The following is a 3718-nucleotide window of genomic DNA, read 5'->3' on the forward strand; positions in this document are numbered from 1 at the left end:
AGCCGCAATTAATTATACACTTTGTTGTGCGTTCGTTTATTGTTTTCGATTGTATTCATTCAATTCCATTATAAATCTATTTCCTCTTTCTCTATCAGCTAACATTAATTCTTTTAAATTATCTGAATAATGATGTTTCGTAGTCAGTTCTTCGTGGTCAACATAAACTATTGGATATTCATTGTTTTCTCTTTTTTCATTAGAGTCAAAACATAACAATCCATAATCTTGAAAGTCCGCGAAGTAAATAAGTCCTTTTTTAATTAAGAATTCAGAGTCGTAATATTCAAAGAAAGTTTCTTTAAACCCTTCAAGATTTTTATCAGGTAAGTTTTGGTGAAAATTAACAGCATAATCAGGAATATCAAGTTCATAAAAATGTTTATACATTAAAAGTTCTCGATAAGAAAGAGGTAATTCAATTCCAATTAATTGTTCTATTTTGTCTATATCAGAGTTTGAAAAAGTGCTTTCGATTGGTTTCCAAGGTTTCCAATCATCGTCTTGTGGAATACTTAAATCAAGCATCTCTTTAGGCATATTTGGGTCTGGTTTTTTCATAAGAATTTCCTCCTTAGCCATTTTGTCTAAAGTTTCATCAATTATTTTTTTCAACCATTCCATGTTTTATTTAGAGTTTTATTTTAATGACGCACAACGTATTTGTGTATGATTTTTTTGCGGGAAAAGGAGGGAAGTCCTTTTCCGATGTTTCGGAAAGATAATTAATAAGATTGAATTTCCAGTGAGGAAATTCAGCCGCAATTAATTATACACGTTGTTGTGTGTAGTGTTATAAATTAATATCTCTCCATTCATAAACTTTCTTACTTAAATTATATTCTTCTTCTTTAAAATCCTTTTTTGTTTCTTTATCAAATTTAGAGTTTTCTTCGTTAAGTTTTGATTTCCAGCAGGTTATTATATCTCTGCTTGGGATCGAAAAATTAAAGTTTTCCGATATTTTCTCTTTTATTATTTTTTGATATTCAGGGAGTAAAATTCTCACAGCTGTGAAGTTGTCATTTTCTGAGTTCCAAAAACAAATTTTGCCACCATTTAGTTTGTAAATTTTTAATTCACATTCGGTGATTGAATTTCTAAGGTTGTTAATTGCATTGGAAAGTAATTCTTTTGGAGTTATTTCTAATTCTCTGAATTCCTTTGATGATATAAATGAATAGCCGGACTCCAGTTTTTCTATTAAACCAATTGAAACTTCGTTGGTGAATTTTATTCCAAAGACATCATATTCGGTTTCCCATGATTTTATGAAAAATTGAGGTAAATATTTTGTTTTCATTATTCTGTCTTAGAGTTTGGGGGAATTACACACAACGGTCTTGTATATGAAAAGTAGCGGATTTTAATCACTAACTTTTCGGGTTATAACTAACCTTAATTTATTCATTATTGTTCAATAAAGCGATTAAACCGCTATTTTTTATATACGTTGTTAGCAAACGTACTTTTATTTTATTCCGTTTTCAGAGAGTAATTCATCAAAAGCTTTTCCGCCCCAATCCTTTCTCAAGTTTTCATTTTTTGTTCTCGCACTTAAAATCTGATTATTAATGTCTTGATTATTATAAGATATTAACGCTTTGGTAGCAGACAGATAAATATGTGCATTCCATTCCGTTTCTAATATTTCTATTAGTGGTTTTACAAATGAGTTGTCTTTAAATTTAGATGCCTTTTTAGCATATAATGGGAAATTATGAACATTTGATTTTGTGATGTTCTCTCTGATTAACTGGAATCCAAAATCTCTATCTTTATCTATTATTAAGTCTAGCATTTGCTCGTTCAAGCTTTTTGTTTCTTCAAAATTGTCAAAACTGAAATTCGCAATGTCCAAGTCATTAGGGTTTTGCATACTTTTTTTTGTCAATTCGAATGCTCTACTTGAATTTAGACTGCTTAAATACTCGAAGACTTTTGGTGAGATTTTATTTTCTTCTTCCCATAGTTTCCATAGAATTTCTTCATAGTTCTTACATTGAAATTCATTTAATGCGGAAAAAATCATATTCAAATGATACTTTCTAATATGCTTATGTTCGACTTGTGTAAAAGGTATTAGTAATTGATTTTTAGCATCTTCATTTTTGTAGCTTGCAATTGCTCTGTACAATTGTGTCCATTCATTACTAAAATGCGTATTGTCTAATGTCTTTTGAAGTTGTGATTTTAAAAATGGGAAGAATTTCGTATTTGGAAAATAACTTATGGCTTTATATGTAAAAAAATATCCGCCTTCATCTTTATCTGTTTCGTTTCGAAATTTTTTTATAATATCAATGTCTTGTTTCTTTTGAAATTTAGCCAAAGTTACTAATGCACTTTGATTCTTTTCATTAATAACTAGTTCACGAATTTTTGGGTATAAACTTTCAGTTGGTTCAGCTCTATTAATAGCATCAAATCGAGCCGATAAATTGTTTGGTTGAAATATTAAAAGGCTATCTAATTCTTTCATTTCTTTAGAATCCATTTTGTCCGAATCTAAATCGATATATTCTGGCGTAGCAACACTTATAAAAAAATCGCCAACTTTTTCTCTACTTACAATACAACCAAACATTGTACTTACTAATTCATCGTCATTCAGATGATTCTTAATTATTGGAAATAAGTCAATGTTCTTTTTATGTGACAATGCCCAAAACGAATATGAACGTACAACTCCATTTGGATGATTTGTTAATTCAATCAGTTCCTCTTTAGAAGCTTTTTTCTCTAATTCCACAAAATTATCATATTGTTTTGGTCTTGTTCCACCAATAGAAACCGCAGAGCCCATTAATTCATTGACCTTTGCTATTTTATGAACAATTTTATTTGTCTTACTCGAAATCTTATTTTGGTTAAATTTCGATTGTCCAAAAAGATTGAAGGACAGGAAGAATGTTAATATTAAAGCAATTTGTTTCATTCGTATGTTTGCTAACGTATTTGTATAACTGTTGTTACGGGATTAAAGTTACATATTTTGTTTAAGAACTAGCGTTAGTAATTACCGAGTGGATTCGGACGTAGTCGAATCCGCCGTAATTACGGTTATACGTTGTTGCCAGTAGTTTTTATTATTTTACTTTCGATATCACTAACTCTTTCAGTCCAATATTCAACTGCTTTTTTTAAATCAGTCCTTCTTTTCTTTTTAGTTCCTGTTTTGAATTCACTCGGAAGATTGAATAAAAAATGACTATTGTTATTCCAATCTTTACTTTTTTCACTTTCTGATTTAGGTTCTACTCTTGTCATCCAAAACCGTAAATTCTCCACATATATTTCTTTTTTTTCATTTAGAAATTCAATCAGTGAGTTTTTGTCTTTTGGGATGTAACCTGGTCCAGAACATCCACAAGAATGAAATGTAATTCCAGTTTCATAAAGGTCTTTCATATGATTCCACGCTTTCAAGTCAGACTTTTTAGGCGATTCAAAGTCAAGTCCCATATTTGCTGTCAATCCTCCACATTCAGGACATTTGTGAGATTGCTTTTCCCAATCTTTAAAGTCTCTGTCAATATCAACCATTAGTTTCCTTTTAAATGTTTTTCTACATTCAAAGCAAGCATAATGTGGTTTATATGCATTAATTCCGTATCGGCACATTTTTGTTCAAATTACTAGCAACGTATTTGTGTATAATTTTTTGCGGGAAAAGGACGCGAGTCGTTTTCCTATGTTTCGGAAAGATAATTAATAA

General features: G+C 30.1%; 4 protein-coding genes. All 4 read right to left on the reverse strand.

Annotated elements, in window-relative coordinates; genetic code table 11:
* Positions 1 to 36: 36 nt before the first annotated feature.
* The 4 genes from ACOSP6_RS00195 to ACOSP6_RS00210 all read right to left on the reverse strand — a co-directional run bounded on the left by ACOSP6_RS00195 (position 37) and on the right by ACOSP6_RS00210 (position 3624).
* Complete coding sequence (locus ACOSP6_RS00195; RefSeq protein WP_422092419.1) at positions 37 to 615, reverse strand: SMI1/KNR4 family protein; 579 nt, start codon at positions 613 to 615, stop codon at positions 37 to 39.
* Positions 616 to 793: 178 nt separating this feature from the next.
* Complete coding sequence (locus ACOSP6_RS00200) at positions 794 to 1303, reverse strand: DUF1444 family protein (RefSeq protein ID WP_422095663.1); 510 nt, start codon at positions 1301 to 1303, stop codon at positions 794 to 796.
* Between the two features lie 168 nt (positions 1304 to 1471).
* Positions 1472 to 2938, reverse strand: coding sequence for a hypothetical protein (locus ACOSP6_RS00205; protein WP_422092355.1), 1467 nt, complete (start codon positions 2936 to 2938; stop codon positions 1472 to 1474).
* Between the two features lie 125 nt (positions 2939 to 3063).
* Complete coding sequence (locus ACOSP6_RS00210) at positions 3064 to 3624, reverse strand: hypothetical protein (protein ID WP_422095664.1); 561 nt, start codon at positions 3622 to 3624, stop codon at positions 3064 to 3066.
* Positions 3625 to 3718 lie beyond the last annotated feature (94 nt).

Origin of the sequence: Tenacibaculum sp. MEBiC06402 (genome assembly GCF_049239625.1) — a bacterium.
Classification (GTDB): Bacteria; Bacteroidota; Bacteroidia; order Flavobacteriales; family Flavobacteriaceae; genus Polaribacter.

Coding starts and splice junctions, on each gene's coding strand:
- ACOSP6_RS00205 (WP_422092355.1), bottom strand. CDS start 2,938: ATGAAACAAATTGCTTTAATATTAACATTCTTCCTGTCCTTCAATCTT.
- ACOSP6_RS00200 (WP_422095663.1), bottom strand. CDS start 1,303: ATGAAAACAAAATATTTACCTCAATTTTTCATAAAATCATGGGAAACC.
- ACOSP6_RS00210 (WP_422095664.1), bottom strand. CDS start 3,624: ATGTGCCGATACGGAATTAATGCATATAAACCACATTATGCTTGCTTT.